The organism is Kiloniellales bacterium, assembly GCA_030066685.1.
GTDB lineage: Bacteria > Pseudomonadota > Alphaproteobacteria > Kiloniellales > JAKSBE01 > JAKSBE01.
Genome location: JASJBF010000001.1, coordinates 258,810 through 275,404, shown reverse-complemented (window position 1 = coordinate 275,404; position 16,595 = coordinate 258,810). Strand labels below are relative to the sequence as shown.

Genomic DNA, 16,595 nt, shown 5'->3' with positions numbered 1-16,595 from the left:
GGCAGAGCGCGGACCGGGTGTCAATCGAGGCGCAGGACGTGGACGTCGGTCACCGGGCGCTTGCCGAAGAGCCGGTAGGCCCAGCGCCGGAGGGCGACGCGCACGGTCTCGTGGACCGCGGCGTCGTCGCGCAGCTCGGAGCGCCTCAGGCCGGCCAGGGCCTCGCGGATCGTCGTCCTGGCGGCCTCCAGGCCCTCAGCACCCTGACCGTCCAGGAGGCCCTGCAGGGTGACGTGGGGGTCGGTCCTGAGCGCGCCCTGGCTGTCGAGCACCACGGTCGCCATGGCGGCGCCGTTGAAGTTCATGCGCTGGCGGGCCCGGACCGACTCGTCGCCCAGAGGCACCAGCCTGGTGCCGTCGAGGGCCAGACGGCCGGTCTCGACCCGCTCCAGCACCTCGGCGCCCTGGGGGGCCAGGCGGATCAACTCGCCGTTCTCGGCCACCAGCGCCTGGGGCACCTGGCAAGCCCGGGCCAGCTCGGCGTGTTCGGCCAGGTGGCGGGCCTCGCCGTGCACCGGGATCGCGATCTTCGGCCGGACCCACTGGTACATCTGGGTCAGCTCCTCCCGGGCCGGATGGCCGGAGACGTGGATGAAGTGGTCCCGGTCGGTCACGACGTGGAGGCCTTGGCGGCTGAGGGCGTTCTGCAGGCGGCCGATGGAAATCTCGTTCCCCGGAATCACCCGGGAGGAGAAGATGACGGTATCGCCCGCCTCCAGCACCACGTGGGGATGCTCGTCGCGGACGATGCGCCAGAGGGCAGAGCGCGGCTCGCCCTGGCTACCGGTGCAAAGCAGCAGGACCTCCTCGCGCGGCAGGTAGCCCAGGTCCTCGACCCGGATCGGCGCCTGCACGCTGGCCAGGTAGCCGGTGTCGCGCGCCGCCTGAAAGATCCGCAGCAGGGAGCGGCCGACCAGGGCGACCCGGCGGCCATGGGCCTCCGCGGCGCGGAACACCGCCTCGACCCGGGCCACGTTGGAGGCGAAGCAGGCCACGGCCACCCGGCCCTTCTGCGCCCCGATCAGCCGTTCCAGGCTCTCGCAGACCTCGGCTTCGGAGCCGGAATCGCCTTCCACCAGGGCGTTGGTGGAATCGCAGATCATCGCGAGCACCCGCTCCTGGGCCAGGCCGCGCAGCGCGGCTTCGTCGTAGTCGGCGCCGACCAGCGGATCGGGATCCAGCTTCCAGTCGCCGGTGTGCAGGACCGTGCCCGCCTCGGTCCGCAGCACCACGGCGTTGGGCTCGGGGATCGAATGGGTCAGGGTTATCAGCTCGAGCTCGAAGGGACCGACCGAAAAGCGCCCCGACATCGGCACCTCGGTGATCTCCGCCTCCTCCAGCAGGCCAGCCTCCTGGAGCTTGCCGCGCAGGACCTTGGCGGTGAAGGGCGTCGCATAGATCGGGCAGCGCAGCCGCGGCCAGAGATAGGGCACCGCCCCGATGTGGTCTTCGTGGGCGTGGGTCAGGACCAGGCCGGCCAACTGCTCGCGACGCGCCTCGATGAAGGTCGGGTCGGGCATCAGCACATCCAGGCCGCCGACCCGGTCGTCGGCGAAGGTGATGCCGAGGTCGATCATCAGCCAGGCACCGTCATGACCGTAGAGGTTGAGGTTCATGCCGATCTCGCCGGTCCCGCCGAGCGGCAGGAAGACCAGCTCGTCGCTAGCGGGGGCCTCGCTCATTCCCGGCCTCCGCCGGCGTCGGCTGCGTTGGCCCTGTGGATCAGGATCAGGCCGCGGAGCGTCAGGTCCGGCTCGGTGACCTCGATCGCCTCAGTGGCCTCGGCGTAGACCGGGGCCAGGCCCCCGGTGGCGACCACCTTCATCGGCTTGCCGTACTCCGCCTTGATCCGCGCCACCAGGCCCTCGATCAATCCTACGTAACCCCAGTAGACCCCGGACTTCATGGCCGGCACAGTGGCGCGGCCGATGACCTGCTCGGGCGGCTCGATGGCGACTCGCGGTAGCTGCGCCGCCATGCGGTAGAGCGCGTCGACCGAATGCTCGGCTGCCGGCGCAATGACGCCGCCTTCGTAGCCGCCGTCCTCGCCGACGATGTCGAAGGTGGTCGCGGTCCCGAAATCGATCACGATCAGCGGCCCACCGTAACGCTCGAAGGCGGCCAAGGCGTTGACCAGGCGGTCGGCGCCCACCTGCTGGGCGCGCACCGGAATGCCGAGGTCGACCTCCGGCTGTCCGACGACCAGGGGTTCCGTCCCGATATAGGTCCGGCAGAGCTTGACCAGGTTGTGGGTCGCAGCAGGCACGACGCTGGCGATGACCGCCTCTTCGATGTCGGTCAGCACGAGGTCGCGCAGCGCCATCAGCTGGGCCAGCCAGACCGCGTATTCGTCGGCCGTCCGCTTGGCATCGGTCGAGGCCCGCCATTTCCCGCGCTGCCGCTCGCCCTCGTAGACGGCGAAGACGGCATTGGTGTTGCCTTGATCGATCACCAGCAGCATGGCCGGCCTCCGGCTTCGGGTCTCACGGGAAGTAGACTTCGCCCGCGGTGATCCGGCGCTCGCCGGCGTCCGCCTGCGCGAGCACCAGGGCGCCCGTCTCGTCGAGGTCTCGGAAGAGTCCCGAGACCTCCTCGTTCGCGAGCCGCACCCGGATCTCCTCGCCGAGGCCGTGGGCGTGATTGCGCCAGCCCTTGCGGATTGGCGCGAAGCCTTCCTCCAGCCAGCGGTTGACCCAGGTCAGGAAGTGCTTGCCGAAGGCCTCCAGCAGGGCGGTCTCGGTCACCTCCGGCGGGCAGCCCTCGAAGCGCAGGCTGGTGGCGGGGTATTCGGTCTCCTCCGGATAGCTGGCGACGTTCACGCCCAGGCCGAGGACCAGCCAGTCGCAGGTATCGCTCCCGGCACCCTGGCTTTCGAGCAGGATCCCCGCCGCCTTGCGGCCGTTGACCAGGACGTCGTTGGGCCATTTGTAGGTGACCTCGATCATGGGCGGCGCCACCGAGCCGATGGCGTCGCCCAGGCCGAGCGCCGCAACGAAACCGAGCTGCGCGGCTTCCGCAAGGCTGCACTGCGGCCGCAGGACCAGCGAAAGGTACAGGTTGCCCCTCGGGCTTGCCCAGTGGCGCCCGCGGCGTCCGCGGCCGCCGCTCTGCTCGCGGGCCCAGACGAGGGTCCCGTCCTCGGCCCCCGCTTCCGCGAGGCGGCGCGCCTCGTCGTTGCTGCTTCCGACCGCGTCCAGTGCCACCAGGCGGTAGGCGGGCGGCAGTCTCGGCGGGTCGACGGCCCGGGACGGGTCGCTCATTCAGGGAACAGCGAGGCTGCGGCCGCCTGCGCGGTGTCGAGCAGCGGCCCCGGGGCGACGAAGAAGAGCACAACGGCCAAGGCGGTGGCCGCCAGCACCACGGAGGTCTCCCGGCCGAGTGGCCGGTCGAAGCCCTCCAAAGGCTCGTCGAAGTACATCAGCTTGACGATCCTCAGGTAGTAGAAAGCACCGATCACGCTGGTCAGCACGCCGATCACCGCCAGGGTGTAGAGCCCGGCCTCGATGGCGGCCATGAAGACGTAGAATTTGCCGAAGAAACCCGCGAGCGGCGGGATCCCGGCCATGGAGAACATGAAGGCGGCCAGCGCGAAAGCGACCATCGGGTGGGTTCTGGACAGGCCCTTGAGATCCTCGATGCCCTCGACCATGCGCTCCTTCTGGACCATGGAGAGGATTACCGCGAAGGTGCCGAGGTTCATGGCCAGATAGATCGCCAGGTAGAAGGCGACGCCGCGCACGCCTTCCTGGGTCCCGGCGGCGAGGCCGACCAAGGCGTAGCCGACGTGGCCGATCGAGGAGTAGGCCATCAGCCGCTTGATGTTGGTCTGGGCGATCGCGGCCAGGGCACCCAGGACCATCGAGGCGATGGCGATCAGGCTGACGACCTGTTGCCACTGCGCGACCAAGTCGCCGAAGGGTTCCGTCAGGACCCGGACGAAGAGCGCCATGGCGGCGATCTTGGGCGCGGTGGCGAAGAAGGCCGTGACCGGCGTCGGCGCGCCCTCGTAAACGTCCGGCGTCCACATGTGGAAGGGCACGGCGGAGACCTTGAAGGCCAGGCCGGCGACCACGAAGACCAGGCCGAAGATGACCCCGATGGAGGGCGCCTGCTCGGCCTGCGTCGCGGCGGCGAAGACCTGCGCCAGATCCTCGAAGCTGGTGGTGCCGGCGAAGCCGTAGACCATCGAGCTGCCGTAAAGCAGCATGCCCGAGGACAAAGCGCCGAGGACGAAGTACTTCAGCCCGGCCTCGGTCGAGCGCAGGGTGTCGCGGCGGAAGGCAGCGATGACGTAGAGCGCGAGACTCTGGAGCTCCAGGCCCAGGTAGAGCGAGATCAGATCGTTCGCCGATACCATCATCAGCATGCCCAGGGTCGCGAAGAGCATGAGCACCGGGAACTCGAAGCGGGTGATCTTCTCGCGCTGGAGATAGCCCAGGGACATGACCATGGTCAGCGCCGAGCCGATCAGGACCAGGGCCTTCATGAAGTTGCCGAAGGCATCGGCGACGAAGAGTCCGCCGAAGGCCGTGGCGTCGTCCGGCCCGGCCAGGATTATCATGCCCAGCGCGATGGCCAGGCTGAGCACGCAGAGCCAGAGCACCGGACGGGAATTGGAGCCACCGCGGAACACGCCGACCATCAAGATTGCCATGCCGGCACAGGCCAGGAAGAGCTCCGGCAGCGCTGTGGCCAGATCGGCAGAAATCATGGTCGTCTCACTCCAAACCCAGGACGCCGGCGACCGAGAGGCCTTGCGACGAGGCGAGCGCGGCGGCGTGGTTGTCGATCAGGTTGTCGACCGAGGCCGCCATCATGTCGATGAAGGTGGCGGGATAGATGCCCATCCAGAACACCAGCAGGATCAGCGGCGCGAAGACCGCCTTCTCGCGCCAGCCGATGTCGAGGACTCCCTTGAGGTCGTCCTTGGTCATGACCCCGAAGATGACCCGCCGGTAGAGGTAGAGCATGTAGGCGGCGCCGAGCACCATGCCGGTGGCCGCCAGCAGCGCGACCCAGGTATTGACCTGGAAGACCCCGACCAGGACCAGGACCTCGCCGACGAAGCCGCCGGTCCCCGGCAGGCCCACCGAGGCGAGCATGAAGATCATGAAGACCAGGGCGTAGGCCGGCATGCGCTCGACCAGACCGTCGTAGCGCTCGATCAGCCGGGTGTGCAGGCGGTCGTAGACCACGCCGACGACGAGGAAGAGCGCGGCCGAGACGATGCCGTGAGAGAGCATCTGGTAGAGCGCGCCCTCGATGCCCTGCTGGGTCACCGTGAAGATGCCGATGGTGACGAAGCCCATGTGGGCCACGGAGGAATAGGCGATCAGCTTCTTCATGTCCTCCTGGGCCAGGGCGACCAGCGAGGTGTAGATCACCGCCACCACCGAGAGGCTGTAGATCAACGGCGTGAAGAAGACCGAGGCCTCGGGCAGCATCGGCAGGGAGAAGCGCAGGAAACCGTAGGCGCCCATCTTCAGGAGCACGCCGGCCAGCATCACCGAGCCCGCGGTCGGCGCCTCGACGTGGGCGTCGGGCAGCCAGGTGTGGACCGGCCACATCGGGACCTTGACCGCGAAGGAGGCGAAGAAGGCGAGCCAGAGCCAGAACTGCAAATCGGCCGGCAGGCGCGTGGTCAGGAGCGTCGGGATGTCGCTGGTCCCGGCGGTGAAGTAGATCGCCAGGATCGCCAGCAACATCAGCACCGAGCCGGCCAGGGTGTAGAGGAAGAACTTGAAGGCCGCGTAGACCCGCCGCACGCCGCCCCAGACCCCGATGATCAGGAACATCGGGATCAGGACGCCCTCGAAAAAGATGTAGAAGACGACGAGATCGAGGGCGCAGAACATGCCGACCAGCAGGGCCTCGAGGGCCAGAAAGGCGATCATGTACTCCTTGACCCGGGTCTGGATCGCCTCCCAGCTGGCCAGAATGCAGATCGGCGTCAAGAGGGTAGTCAATAGGACGAAGAGCACCGAGATGCCGTCCACGCCCATCTTGTAGTTGATGCCGTAGTCCGGGAGCCAGGCGAGCTCCTCGACGAACTGGAACTCCGCCGTGCCGAGCTGGAAGTTGCGGAAAATCAGCAGCGACAAAAGGAAGACGAAGGTCGAGGTGAACAGCGCCGCCCAGCGCGCGTTGCGGGCCACGGCAGCCTCGTCCTCGCCCCGGCAGGTGATGAAGATGAGAACCGCGGCGACGAGCGGCAGGAAGGTCACTAAAGAGAGAATTGGGAGGGTATAGCCTTCCATTGCGCCCTACCCGGCCTGCGTGAAGATGTACCAGGTGGCCAGCACGACGACGCCGATCAGCATGGCGAAGGCGTAGTGGTAGAGGTAGCCGCTCTGCAGCGCGCTGAAGCGCTTGGCCAGGTTGCGGGTCGCCGCGGCGACGCCGTCCGGCCCGACCCCGTCGATGACCGCGCCGTCGCCCGCCTTCCAGAAACCGTAGCCCAGGTAGACGGCCGGCCGGACGAAGACCCGGTCGTAGAGCTCGTCGAAGAACCACTTGTTAAAGAAGAAGGCATGGATCGGCCGGAAGATGCGCACCGCCACCGCCGGCAGGTCGGGCCGCAGCATGTACATGACGTAGGCCAGGCCGATCCCGCTCACCGCCATGATCAGCGGCAGGAGCTTGACCCAGAGCGGCACGTGATGGGCGCCCTCGATGGTGTCGTTGTCGGCCAGCACCCGGATCGCCTCGCCCCAGAAGGCCTCGCGGCCGTCGCCGACGAAGGCGTCGTAGCCGATCAGCCCGGCGAAGACCGCGCCGATCGCGAGCACCACCAGCGGCCCCAGCATGACCCAGGGCGACTCGTGAACGTGGGACATGACCTCCTCGCTCGCCCGCGGGCGCCCGTGGAAGGTCATGATCAGCAGGCGCCAGGAATAAAAGGCGGTCATGAAGGCGGCGGCGATGCCTAGCCAGAAGGCGATGTTGCCGTGCAGGCTGTGATCGGCGAAGGCGGCCTCGAGGATCATGTCCTTGGAGTAGAAGCCGGCGAAGCCGAAGACCCCCGGGATGCCGATGCCCGCCAGCGCCAGGCTGCCGATCCACATCATAGCGTAGGTGATCGGGATCATCGTGTAGAGCCCGCCCATCTTGCGCATGTCTTGCTCGTCGGACATGGCGTGGATCACCGAGCCCGAGCCGAGGAACAGCAGCGCCTTGAAGAAGGCGTGGGTCATGAGGTGGAACATCGCCGCGCCATAGGCCGAGACGCCGGCAGCGAAGAACATGTAGCCGAGCTGGCTGCAGGTCGAGTAGGCGATGACCCGCTTGATGTCGAATTGAGTGAGACCGATGGTCGCGGCGAAGAAGGCGGTCGCGGCGCCGACGTAGGTGACCATCTGCAGCGCGATCGGGGCGTACTCGAACATCGGCGACAGGCGGCAGACCATGAAGACCCCGGCGGTCACCATGGTCGCGGCATGTATCAGGGCCGAGACCGGGGTCGGGCCCTCCATGGCATCGGGCAGCCAAGTGTGAAGGCCGAGCTGAGCCGATTTCCCCATGGCGCCGATGAACAGCAAGATGCAGGTCACGGTGAGCGCGTGCCACTCGACGCCGAGGAAGACGAAGCGGGCCTCCTCAAGTTGCGGCACCACGGCGAAGACCTCGTCGAAGCTGACCGCGCCGAAGAGGACGAAGCAGGCCATGATGCCCAGCGCGAAGCCGATGTCGCCGACCCGGTTGACCAGGAAGGCCTTGATCGCCGCCGCGCAGGCGCTGGGCCGCTCGTACCAGAAGCCGATCAGCAGGTAGGAGGCCAGGCCGACCCCTTCCCAGCCGAAGAACATCTGCAGGAAGTTGTCCGCCGTCACCAGCATCAGCATGAAGAAGGTGAAGAGCGACAGGTAGGAGAAGAAGCGCGGGATCGACTTGTCGTGCGACATGTAGCCGATCGAGTAGATGTGGATCAGCGCCGAGATGTTGGAGACGACCAGCAACATGACCGCACTGAGGCTGTCGACGCGCAGCGCCCAGGAGACCTCGAAGGTCCCGGAGTCGATCCAGGTGAAGAGCTCCGTCGTCCAGGTCTCGCCGTCGAAGATGACCGCCTTGAAGACCAGGATCGAAAAGAAGCCGGAGAGCACCATCAGGCCGCAGGACACCAGCTGCGCGGCGCGGTCGCCGATTTTGCGGCCGAAGAGGCCGGCGATCGCGGCGCCCAGAAGCGGGGCAAAGACGGCTATGACATCCATAACTGCGTCAGCCCTTCATCATGTTGACGTCTTCGACTTCGATGGAGCCGCGGTTGCGGAAGAAGACCACCAGGATCGCCAGGCCGATGGCCGCCTCGGCCGCGGCCACGGTGAGGACGAACATCGCGAAGACCTGGCCGACGAGGTCCTGGAGGTGGGTCGAGAAGGCGACCAGGTTGATGTTGACCGCCAGCAGCATCAGCTCGATCGACATCAGGATGATGATGACGTTCTTGCGGTTCAGGAAGATGCCGAAGATCCCCAGGGTGAAGAGGATCGCGGCGACCGTCAGATAGTGCCCAAGGCCGATCTCGAACATTGCGTCAGACCCCGCTTCCGCTCGGCATGTCCTTGAGCTCCACGCCCTCGTCGCGGCGGCGTCCGATTTGGCGGGCGATCGACTGGCGGCGCACACCCTCGCGCTGGCGCAGGGTCAGGACGATGGCGCCGACCATGGCGATCAGCAGCACCAGGCCAGAGGCCTGGAAGAGGTAGATGTACTTGGTGTAGAGCACCTGCCCCAGCGCCTTGGTGTTGTCGACCTGGTCCGGCGGCGGGACCGGCACCCGGGCAACCGCTTCGGCGTCGGGCGCGACCGACCAGGCCGCGGCGACCAGGATCAGCTCGATCAGCAGGATCAGGCCGACCAGCCCGCCGACCGGCAGGTACTGCAGCACCCCTTCGCGCAGGGCGACGAAGTTGATGTCCAGCATCATCACCACGAAGAGGAAGAGCACCGCGACCGCGCCGACGTAGACCACCACCAGGATCATCGCCAGGAACTCGGCGCCCATCAGCACGAAGAGCCCGGCGGCGTTGAAGAAGGCCAGGATGAGGAAGAGAACGGAATGCACCGGGTTGCGCGCGGAGATCACCATGACCGCAGAGGCCAGGGTGATCCCGGCAAAGAGATAGAAGGCCAGGGCCTGAACGATCATGACCGGCGCTCCCTCTCGGCGGGCCTTCCGCCCAGGCTGTGCTGCTTCATCCCCCGGTTCCCCTCACGTCGTCTCGGCATCCCTCGCCCGGGCTCTATCGATAAGGTGCATCGAGCGAGATGTTGAGCGCGATCTCCTGCTCCCAGCGTTCGCCGTTCGCGAGCAGCTTCTCTTTGTTGTAGAAGAGCTCCTCGCGGGTCTCGGCGGCGAACTCGAAGTTCGGCCCTTCCACGATGGCGTCCACCGGGCAGGCTTCCTGGCAGAAGCCGCAGTAGATGCACTTGGTCATGTCGATGTCGTAGCGCGTCGTCCGCCGGCTGCCGTCCTCGCGCGGCTCGGCCTCGATGGTGATGGCCTGGGCCGGGCAGATCGCTTCGCAGAGCTTGCAGGCGATGCAGCGCTCCTCGCCGTTGGGATAGCGTCTGAGTGCATGCTCGCCCCGGAAGCGGGGGCTCAGCGGCCCCTTCTCGTAGGGATAGTTCAAGGTGACCTTCGGCTTGAACAGGTAGCGCAGGGTCAGCCAGAGGCCCGAGAGCAGCTCGAGCAGGAGAAAGGAGCGCGCGGTGCGATCGAGGAACGACATGTCAGCTCTTCCCTTCCCCCCGCGAAATCCGACTCACGCTGCCCCGCATGGCCGCCCCCTCAGACGAAGACCACATAGGCCGCGGTCAAGAAGACCCACAGCAGGGTCAGCGGCAGAAAAACCTTCCAGCCCAGACGCATCAGCTGGTCGTAGCGGAAGCGCGGGAAGGTCGCGCGGACCCAGAGGAACCCAAAAAGGACCAGGGCGATCTTGGCGGCGAACCAGATCGGCCCCGGGATCCAATTGAAGGGCGCGACGTCGATCGGCGGCAGCCAGCCGCCCAGGAACAGGATCGCGGTCATCGCGCTCATCAGGATCATGTTGGCGTATTCGCCCAGAAAGAAGAGGGCGAAGGTCATCGCCGAGTACTCGACGAAGAAGCCGGCGACCAGTTCCGACTCGCCCTCCGGCAGGTCGAAGGGCGAACGGTTGGTCTCCGCCAGAATCGAGGTGAAAAAGACCACGAACATCGGCAGCAACATGCTGAAGATGAACCAGCCATCCCGCTGGGCCTCGACGATGTCAGACAGGTTCAGCGAGCCTGCGAACAGGATCACGGTGATGATCACGAAGCCCATGGAGACTTCGTAGGACACCATCTGCGCCGCCGAGCGCAGGGCGCCGAGGAAGGGATACTTCGAGTTCGAGGCCCAGCCGGCCATGATCACGCCGTAGACGCCGAGCGAGGAGATCGCGAAGAGATAGAGCATGCCGACGTTGATGTCGGCCAGAACCAGTCCGGCGCCCACGGGAATGACCGCCCAGGCGATCAAGGCCAGGATGAAGGTCAACATCGGCGCCATCAGGAACACCACCGGGTTGGCCCCGGCGGGCAGGATCGTCTCCTTGAACAGCAGCTTGAGCGCATCGGCAATGGGCTGGAGCAGTCCGAAGGGGCCGACGACGTTGGGCCCCTTGCGCAGCTGCATGCCGCCGATAACCTTGCGCTCGGCGTAGGTCAGGTAGGCCACGGACAGCAGGAGCGGCACCAGGATGGCAATGATCTGGGCGACGATGATGACGCCCTGTCCCAGGTAGCTGTCCCAGAAGGCCCAGTTGACGAAATCAGCCATGGGTGCCGGTCGCCTCCCCCCGGCCGGAGACGAACGCCTCGGTGCAGGCGGCCATGGTCTCCGAGGCCCGACTGATCGGATCGGTCATGTAGAAGTTGTCGATCGGCGATATGAAAGGCGCCGGATCCAGCGCCCCCTCGGCCCCGAAGGCGCCCCAGGGCGCGGCCTGGACCTGATCGACCGCGCCGAAGACCTCGTTGGCCTGGACCAGGCGCTGGCGCAGCTCGCCGAGGTTGTTGTAGGGCAAGGGCTTGCCGAAGGCCTCCGACAGCGCGCGCAGGATGGTCCAGTCTTCGCGCGCGTCGCCGGGCGGGAAACCGGCCAGGCGGGCCAGCTGCACCCGGCCCTCGGTGTTGACGTAGGTGCCGTTCTTCTCGGTGTAGGCGGCGCCCGGCAGGATCACGTCGGCGCGGTGCGCGCCGGCGTCGCCGTGATGGCCCTGGTAGACCACGAAGGCCTGGCCCAGGGCCGCCATGTCGATCTCGTCTGCGCCGAGCAGGAAGACCGCCTCGATTTCGCCCTTGCCCGCACCCTCCAAGATGCCCGCCAGGTCCCTGCCCCCAGGCTGCGGCAGAAACCCGAGGTCGAGGCCACCCACCCTCGCTGCCGCCCTGTGCAGGACGTTAAAGCCGTTCCACCCGTCCTTGACCAGGCCCAGGGCCTCGGCCGCCCGGCGCGCCAGGCCCAGCACGGCGCCGCCGTCGGGGCGCGCCAAGGCGCCCATGCCCAGCACCAGCATGGGTTTCTCGACCGACTTAAGCAGCTCGGCCCCGGCGCCGCGGCCCTCGGCCAGCTCCTTAAGGGTCTCGGGCCCGGCGCCCAGATAGTCGCTTCGATACGTCAGGTCGACCTGGGGGCCGATCACGCCGACCCGGAAGCCGCCCATGAGGAAGCGCTTGCGCAGGCGCGCGTTGACCAGGGCCGCTTCCCAACGGGGATTGGTGCCGATCAGCAGCGCCGCGTCGGCCTGCTCGATGCCGGCGATGGTCGTGTTGAAGATGTAGCCGGCGCGGGTTCCGCCCTCCAGCTTCGCACCGTCCTGGCGGCAGTCCAGGTTGGGCGAGCCCAGGGCCGCCACCAGGTCCTTCAAGGCCAGCATGGATTCGGCGTCGCAGAGGTCGCCGGCGACGGCCGCGATCCTCTCGCCGGAGAGGCCGGACAGGCGATCGGCGATGGCCTTGAAGGCCTCGTCCCAGGTCGCCTCCTGAAGCTTGCCGTCGCGCCGGACATAGGGACGGTCGAGGCGCTGGCGGCGAAGCCCGTCGCAGGCGTGGCGGGTCTTGTCCGAGATCCATTCCTCGTTGACGTCCTCGTGCAGGCGCGGCAGCACCCGCATGACCTCGCGGCCACGGCAGTCGACCCGGATGTTGGAGCCGACCGCGTCCAGGGCGTCGATTGACGGCGTCTTGCGCAGCTCCCAAGGCCGTGCGGAAAAGGCATAGGGTTTTGAGGTCAAGGCGCCGACCGGGCAGACGTCGACCAGATTGCCGGAGAGTTCGGAATCGATCGCCCGCTCCAGGGTCGAGATCTCCAGGTGCTCGCCGCGGCCGAGGGCGCCGAGCTCCTCGACCCCGGCGACCTCGGTCGCCAGTCGGACGCAGCGCGTGCAGTGGATGCAGCGGGTCATGATCGTCTTGATCAGGGGACCCATGTACTTCTCTTTGACCGCCCGCTTGTTCTCCTCGTAGCGGCTGCTGTCGAAACCGTAGGCCATGGCCTGGTCCTGCAGGTCGCACTCGCCGCCCTGATCGCAGATCGGGCAGTCGAGCGGATGGTTGATCAGCAGGAACTCCATGACGCCCCGCCGGGCCTTCTTGACCCCCGGCGTGTCGGTGTGGATCACCATGCCCTCGGCGACCGGCATGGCGCAGGAGGCGATGGGCTTGGGCGAGCGCTCCATCTCGACCAGGCACATGCGGCAGTTGCCGGCGACCGACAGCCGCTCGTGGTAGCAGAAGCGCGGGATCTCGATCCCTGCCAGCTCGCAGGCCTGGAGCACGGTGATGCCGTCCTCGACCTCGATCTCCCGGCCGTCGATGGTCAGCTTGGCCAAGGTCCCTACTCCGCCGCCTGCGCCGTCTTCTTGTACTCGACGATCCGGCGCTCGAGCTCGGGCCGGAAGTGCCGGATCAGGCCCTGCACCGGCCAGGCCGCGGCATCGCCGAGCGCGCAGATGGTGTGGCCTTCGACCTGGTAGGTCACGTCGAGCAGGGTGTCGATTTCCTCGACGTCGGCACGGCCTTCGATCATCCGGGTCAGGACCCGCCACATCCAGCCCGTGCCTTCGCGGCAGGGCGTGCACTGGCCGCAGCTCTCATGCATGTAGAAATGGGCGAGCCGCTGGATTGCCGCGACGATGTCGGTCGACTTGTCCATGACGATCACCGCCGCCGTGCCGAGACCCGACTTGACCTCGCGCAGGCTGTCGAAGTCCATCAGCACAGAATCGCAGATCGGCTTGGGCAGGCAGGGCACCGAGGAGCCGCCGGGGATCACCGCCAGCAGGTTGTCCCAGCCGCCGCGGACCCCGCCGGCGTGCTTGTCGATTAGCTCCTTCAAGGGGATGCCCATCTCCTCCTCGACGTTGCAGGGCTGGTTCACGTGGCCGGAGATCGAGAAGATCTTGGTACCGGTGTTCTTGGGCCGGCCGAGGGCGCTCCACCAGGGCACGCCGCGGCGCAGGATCTCGGGCACCACGGCGATGGTCTCGACGTTGTTGATGGTCGTCGGACAGCCGTAGAGACCGACCATGGCCGGGAACGGCGGCTTCAGGCGCGGCTGGCCCTTCTTGCCCTCCAGGCTCTCCAGCAGGGCGGTCTCCTCGCCGCAGATGTAAGCGCCGGCGCCGCGGTGCAGGTAGACGTCGTAGTCGTAGCCGGTGCCGCAGGCGTTCTTGCCGAGCAGGCCGGCGTCGTAGGCCTCCTCGATGGCGACCTGGACGTTGGAGGCCTCGTTGAAGAACTCGCCGCGGATGTAGATGTAGCAGGCGCTGGCGCCCATGGCGAAGCCGGCGACCAGGCAGCCCTCCAGCAGGCGGTGCGGGTCGTTGCGCAGGATCTCGCGATCCTTGCAAGTGCCCGGTTCGGACTCGTCGGCGTTGACCACCAGGTAGGCCGGACGGTCGCCCGGATCCTTGGGCATGAAGGACCACTTGAGGCCGGTCGGGAAGCCCGCCCCGCCCCGGCCGCGCAGGTCGGAGTCCTTGACCAGCTCGATGATCTTGTCGCGGCCCAGCTCGATCTGGGACTTGACCTCGCTCCAGACGCCGCGGCGCCGGGCGCCTTCGAGGCGCCAGTCGTCCTGGCCGTAGAGGTTGGTGAAGATGCGATCCTTGTCCTGCAGCATCAGGCGTCTCCACCCGCCGGGGCAACGTCGACCAGGGTCTTGGGCCCGCCGTCGGGAGCCGAGGACTGCCGTCCGCTTTGGGAGCCGACCTTGACCTCGCGGCCCGCCTTGAGGGCGTCCAGGATCTCGGCCAGGCGCTCGGCGTTGAGGTCCTCGTAGTAGTCGTCGTTGATCTGCACCATGGGTGCGTTGGCGCAGGCGCCGAGGCACTCGACCTCGACCAGGGTGAAGAGCCCGTCCTCAGTGGTCCCGCCCTTTTCGATCCCGAGCTTGTCGCGACAGAGCTGTGTCAGGTCATCGGAGCCGCAGAGCCAGCAGGGCGTTGTCCGGCAGACCTGGATAAAGTACTTGCCGACCGGTTCGAGATTGAACATCGAGTAGAAGGTCGCGACCTCGTGCGCTCGGATCGGCGCGATATCGAGGTAATCGGCGACGTACTCGATCGCCTCGCCCGACAGCCAGCCATCGTTCTGGCGCTGCGCCAGATCGAGCAGCGCCAAGACCGCGCTGGCCTGGCGCCCCTCGGGATAGCGGCCGACGATCGCCTTCGCGCGGGTATCGTTCTCCGGCGAGAAGCTGAAGCCGCCGCTTTCGGCGTCGGGAAAACTGGATGCCTTCATCGGTCGATCTCGCCAAAGACGATATCCATTGAGCCGATCAGCGCCACCGTGTCGGCCAGCATGTGTCCTCGGGACATGTGGTCCATGGCCTGCAGGTGGGCGAAGCCCGGCGCGCGGATCTTGCACTTGTAGGGGCGGTTCGAGCCGTCGGCAACCAGATAGACGCCGAACTCGCCCTTGGGCGCTTCGACCGCCGTATAGGTCTCGCCCGGCGGCACGTGGTAGCCCTCGGTGTAGAGCTTGAAGTGGTGGATCAGCGCCTCCATCGAGCGCTTCATCTCGCCGCGCTTGGGCGGCGTGATCTTGTTGTTCTCGACGCTGACCGGCCCGTCCGGCATGCGCTCGACGCACTGTTCCATGATCCGCAGGCTCTGGCGCATCTCCTCGATCCGCACCAGGTAGCGGTCGAAGCAGTCGCCGTTCTTGCCGATCGGAATCTCGAAGTCCAGGTCGGCGTAGCAATCGTAGGGCTGGGCCCGGCGCAGGTCCCAGGGCACGCCGGAGCCGCGCAGCATGGGGCCGCTGAAGCCGAGGTCGTAGCACTCCTCGGCGCTGACCACGCCGATGTCGACGGTCCGCTGCCTGAAGATCCGGTTGTCGGTCAGCAGGCCTTCCATATGGTCGATCGCCTGTGGAAAGGTCTTGCAGAACTCGGCGATGTCCTCCAGCAGCCCGGCCGGGAGGTCCTGGTGCACGCCGCCGGGCCGGAAGTAGGCGGCGTGCAACCGCGCGCCGGAGGCCCGCTCGTAGAACTCCATCAGGCGCTCGCGTTCCTCGAAGCCCCAGAGGATCGGTGTCATGGCGCCGACGTCGAGAGCAAAGGTCGTGAGGTTCAGGATGTGGTTCAGGATCCGGCCGATTTCGCTGTAGAGCACGCGGACGTACTGGCCGCGCGGCGGCACGACGATTCCGAGCAGCTTCTCCACCGCCAGGGCGAAGGCGTGCTCCTGATTCATCGGCGAGACGTAGTCGAGCCGGTCGAAGTACGGCACCGCCTGCAGATAGGTCTTGTACTCGATCAGCTTCTCGGTGCCGCGGTGCAGCAGGCCGATGTGCGGGTCGGCCCGGGTCACCACCTCGCCGTCCATCTCCAGCACCAGGCGAAGCACGCCATGGGCCGCCGGATGCTGCGGCCCGAAATTGAGCGTCAACGGCTTGATCTTGGCTTCGGGCATCAGGGCTTGCCTCCCTCGCCGTCGGCCTCCGCCTTCTCGTCGCCCGGCAGTTGCTGCAGCATGCCTTCCCAGGGGCTCTCGAAGTCGAAGTTGCGGAACTCCTGGACCAGCTTCACCGGCTCGTAAACGACACGCTTCTGCTCCTCGTCGTAGCGCACCTCGACGTAGCCGGTGAGCGGAAAGTCCTTGCGCAGGGGATGACCTTCGAAACCGTAGTCGGTCAGAATGCGGCGCAGGTCCGGGTGGTTGTCGAAGAAGAGACCGTAAAGGTCCCAGACTTCCCGCTCGAACCAGTTGGCGGTGCTGTAGACTTCGCAGGCCGAGGGAACTGCGGTTTCCTCCTCTGCGGCGATCTTGATGCGGATCCTCTGGTTCTGCTTGTGCGACAGCAGGTTGTAGATCACGTCGAAGCGCGGGCGGCGCTCCGGAAAGTCCACCGCGGTGACGTCGATAAGCTGCTTGAACTGGCAGTTCTGATCGTCGCGCAGGAAAGTCAGGAGCTTGATGAGCGCCGAAGCTTCCGAGCGCAGCATCAGCTCGCTGTAAGCGATCTCGGACTCGATACCCGGTTGTGCGGCCGCGACGTAGTCGCCGAGATCCCTGAGGGCCTCATCCATGCCAGCCTTCCAATACCGTTTCTTCCAGTCGCCG

The 16,595-nt window shown here is 66.8% G+C and carries 15 protein-coding genes; all 15 read right to left on the bottom strand.

The annotated features are described in order from the left end of the window. Positions 1–20: 20 nt before the first annotated feature. Positions 21–1,682 (bottom strand): ribonuclease J, encoded by a 1,662-nt coding sequence (locus QNJ30_01285; GenBank protein MDJ0942067.1) that lies wholly within the window; start codon positions 1,680–1,682, stop codon positions 21–23. Continuing rightward, entirely contained in the window at positions 1,679–2,461 is a 783-nt protein-coding gene (locus QNJ30_01280; protein ID MDJ0942066.1) for a type III pantothenate kinase, read from the bottom strand. The genes QNJ30_01285 and QNJ30_01280 overlap by 4 nt, the downstream gene beginning before the upstream one ends. A gap of 22 nt (positions 2,462–2,483) precedes the next feature. Next, on the bottom strand, positions 2,484–3,260 hold the full coding sequence (locus tag QNJ30_01275; protein MDJ0942065.1) for a biotin--[acetyl-CoA-carboxylase] ligase: 777 nt from the start codon (positions 3,258–3,260) through the stop codon (positions 2,484–2,486). Beyond that, on the bottom strand, positions 3,257–4,711 hold the full coding sequence (gene nuoN / locus QNJ30_01270; GenBank protein ID MDJ0942064.1) for an NADH-quinone oxidoreductase subunit NuoN: 1,455 nt from the start codon (positions 4,709–4,711) through the stop codon (positions 3,257–3,259). Before nuoN ends, QNJ30_01275 begins: the two co-directional genes overlap by 4 nt. 7 nt (positions 4,712–4,718) lie before the next feature. Then, positions 4,719–6,257 (bottom strand): NADH-quinone oxidoreductase subunit M, encoded by a 1,539-nt coding sequence (locus QNJ30_01265; GenBank protein ID MDJ0942063.1) that lies wholly within the window; start codon positions 6,255–6,257, stop codon positions 4,719–4,721. Between the two features lie 6 nt (positions 6,258–6,263). Next, positions 6,264–8,210 (bottom strand): NADH-quinone oxidoreductase subunit L, encoded by a 1,947-nt coding sequence (gene nuoL, locus QNJ30_01260; GenBank protein ID MDJ0942062.1) that lies wholly within the window; start codon positions 8,208–8,210, stop codon positions 6,264–6,266. Between the two features lie 7 nt (positions 8,211–8,217). After that, positions 8,218–8,529 (bottom strand): NADH-quinone oxidoreductase subunit NuoK, encoded by a 312-nt coding sequence (nuoK, locus tag QNJ30_01255; protein MDJ0942061.1) that lies wholly within the window; start codon positions 8,527–8,529, stop codon positions 8,218–8,220. A gap of 4 nt (positions 8,530–8,533) precedes the next feature. Further along, the gene (locus tag QNJ30_01250) at positions 8,534–9,148 is read right to left on the bottom strand and encodes an NADH-quinone oxidoreductase subunit J (GenBank protein MDJ0942060.1); all 615 of its coding nucleotides are present in this window, start codon (positions 9,146–9,148) and stop codon (positions 8,534–8,536) included. Between the two features lie 94 nt (positions 9,149–9,242). Beyond that, positions 9,243–9,731, bottom strand: a complete 489-nt coding sequence (gene nuoI, locus QNJ30_01245) for an NADH-quinone oxidoreductase subunit NuoI (protein ID MDJ0942059.1) — start codon at positions 9,729–9,731, stop codon at positions 9,243–9,245. 59 nt (positions 9,732–9,790) lie between these two features. Then, positions 9,791–10,804 (bottom strand): NADH-quinone oxidoreductase subunit NuoH, encoded by a 1,014-nt coding sequence (nuoH, locus tag QNJ30_01240; GenBank protein ID MDJ0942058.1) that lies wholly within the window; start codon positions 10,802–10,804, stop codon positions 9,791–9,793. After that, positions 10,797–12,857, bottom strand: coding sequence for an NADH-quinone oxidoreductase subunit NuoG (nuoG, locus tag QNJ30_01235; protein MDJ0942057.1), 2,061 nt, complete (start codon positions 12,855–12,857; stop codon positions 10,797–10,799). Before nuoG ends, nuoH begins: the two co-directional genes overlap by 8 nt. A 5-nt stretch (positions 12,858–12,862) precedes the next feature. Further along, positions 12,863–14,149: an NADH-quinone oxidoreductase subunit NuoF gene (gene nuoF / locus QNJ30_01230; GenBank protein MDJ0942056.1), complete on the bottom strand. Its 1,287-nt coding sequence runs from the start codon at positions 14,147–14,149 to the stop codon at positions 12,863–12,865. Continuing rightward, on the bottom strand, positions 14,149–14,769 hold the full coding sequence (gene nuoE, locus QNJ30_01225) for an NADH-quinone oxidoreductase subunit NuoE (GenBank protein MDJ0942055.1): 621 nt from the start codon (positions 14,767–14,769) through the stop codon (positions 14,149–14,151). The genes nuoF and nuoE overlap by 1 nt, the downstream gene beginning before the upstream one ends. Beyond that, positions 14,766–15,944, bottom strand: a complete 1,179-nt coding sequence (locus QNJ30_01220; protein ID MDJ0942054.1) for an NADH-quinone oxidoreductase subunit D — start codon at positions 15,942–15,944, stop codon at positions 14,766–14,768. The genes nuoE and QNJ30_01220 overlap by 4 nt, the downstream gene beginning before the upstream one ends. Next, positions 15,944–16,561 carry an NADH-quinone oxidoreductase subunit C gene (locus tag QNJ30_01215; GenBank protein MDJ0942053.1) on the bottom strand — a complete coding sequence of 206 codons (618 nt, stop codon included), beginning with the start codon at positions 16,559–16,561 and terminating at the stop codon, positions 15,944–15,946. The genes QNJ30_01220 and QNJ30_01215 overlap by 1 nt, the downstream gene beginning before the upstream one ends. Positions 16,562–16,595: the final 34 nt, after the last annotated feature.

What these genes read in the sequence shown, in the direction of transcription:
- QNJ30_01285 (MDJ0942067.1), bottom strand. Translation starts at nt 1,682, where the DNA reads ATGAGCGAGGCCCCCGCTAGCGACGAGCTGGTCTTCCTGCCGCTCGGC.
- QNJ30_01280 (MDJ0942066.1), bottom strand. Translation starts at nt 2,461, where the DNA reads ATGCTGCTGGTGATCGATCAAGGCAACACCAATGCCGTCTTCGCCGTC.
- QNJ30_01275 (MDJ0942065.1), bottom strand. Translation starts at nt 3,260, where the DNA reads ATGAGCGACCCGTCCCGGGCCGTCGACCCGCCGAGACTGCCGCCCGCC.
- nuoN (MDJ0942064.1), bottom strand. Translation starts at nt 4,711, where the DNA reads ATGATTTCTGCCGATCTGGCCACAGCGCTGCCGGAGCTCTTCCTGGCC.
- QNJ30_01265 (MDJ0942063.1), bottom strand. Translation starts at nt 6,257, where the DNA reads ATGGAAGGCTATACCCTCCCAATTCTCTCTTTAGTGACCTTCCTGCCG.
- nuoL (MDJ0942062.1), bottom strand. Translation starts at nt 8,210, where the DNA reads ATGGATGTCATAGCCGTCTTTGCCCCGCTTCTGGGCGCCGCGATCGCC.
- nuoK (MDJ0942061.1), bottom strand. Translation starts at nt 8,529, where the DNA reads ATGTTCGAGATCGGCCTTGGGCACTATCTGACGGTCGCCGCGATCCTC.
- QNJ30_01250 (MDJ0942060.1), bottom strand. Translation starts at nt 9,148, where the DNA reads ATGATCGTTCAGGCCCTGGCCTTCTATCTCTTTGCCGGGATCACCCTG.
- nuoI (MDJ0942059.1), bottom strand. Translation starts at nt 9,731, where the DNA reads ATGTCGTTCCTCGATCGCACCGCGCGCTCCTTTCTCCTGCTCGAGCTG.
- nuoH (MDJ0942058.1), bottom strand. Translation starts at nt 10,804, where the DNA reads ATGGCTGATTTCGTCAACTGGGCCTTCTGGGACAGCTACCTGGGACAG.
- nuoF (MDJ0942056.1), bottom strand. Translation starts at nt 14,149, where the DNA reads ATGCTGCAGGACAAGGATCGCATCTTCACCAACCTCTACGGCCAGGAC.
- nuoE (MDJ0942055.1), bottom strand. Translation starts at nt 14,769, where the DNA reads ATGAAGGCATCCAGTTTTCCCGACGCCGAAAGCGGCGGCTTCAGCTTC.
- QNJ30_01220 (MDJ0942054.1), bottom strand. Translation starts at nt 15,944, where the DNA reads ATGCCCGAAGCCAAGATCAAGCCGTTGACGCTCAATTTCGGGCCGCAG.
- QNJ30_01215 (MDJ0942053.1), bottom strand. Translation starts at nt 16,561, where the DNA reads ATGGATGAGGCCCTCAGGGATCTCGGCGACTACGTCGCGGCCGCACAA.